This window comes from Actinacidiphila sp. bgisy167, assembly GCF_057707665.1.
The window spans coordinates 1-642 of the sequence record NZ_JBYIQP010000229.1; the positions used below are offsets into that span (position 1 = coordinate 1).

A 642-nucleotide genomic window follows, 5' to 3' on the forward strand; every position below is an offset into this window, starting at 1 on the left:
GAGAATCCGCCGACCCCGTGTGCCCGCCTACTGATGAAGTCGGGGTTCTCGGTCACTTCACCCAGAGGCCCATGCATCGCTTGAAGACATCACGCTCCATCTCCAGCTCACGGATCCGCTTGTTCTTCTCCCCGATCTCCCGGCGCAGCCGCTCCAGCTCCGCCCGCTCGGCCTCCCGCAGCCGACCGCCATCGCCACCGCCACTGGCGGCTGTCGGTTGCACGGGCCGGTCCGAGGACGTCGTCCCGTTGCGCCGCCACCGCGACACCCAGCTGTGCAGCGTGCCCGGATTGATGCCGAGCTCCTCGGCGACCTCCCCGGCCGACCTCCCGGTCTCGACCACGATGCGCACCGCGCGGAACTCGGCGTCGTACGGCGGATTCTTCTTGGACCCCATGAATCCCAACTTCCCCTGCAATCACGGGCTTCACGCTACGAGGGGATGGTCAGGGGTGACCGCAGTGGACGCAGCCACAGTGGTACTGCCCAACTGATCAGACAACGGGCTTCCTTGGTCGTGCTGGTGTCGTAACCGCGTCACTACCAAGGGGCCCGTTCTCTCATGCCCACGGCCGCACCCGAACCTCAGTCCAGACGATCACCTGCTGCCGCTCGAACAAGATCCGGTTTGCCACAACGCAC

The 642-nt window shown here is 65.9% G+C and carries 1 protein-coding gene; it reads right to left on the reverse strand.

The annotated features are described in order from the left end of the window. Positions 1-52: 52 nt before the first annotated feature. Positions 53-397 (reverse strand): transposase, encoded by a 345-nt coding sequence (locus tag AC3ET4_RS30915; RefSeq protein ID WP_431955302.1) that lies wholly within the window; start codon positions 395-397, stop codon positions 53-55. Positions 398-642: the final 245 nt, after the last annotated feature.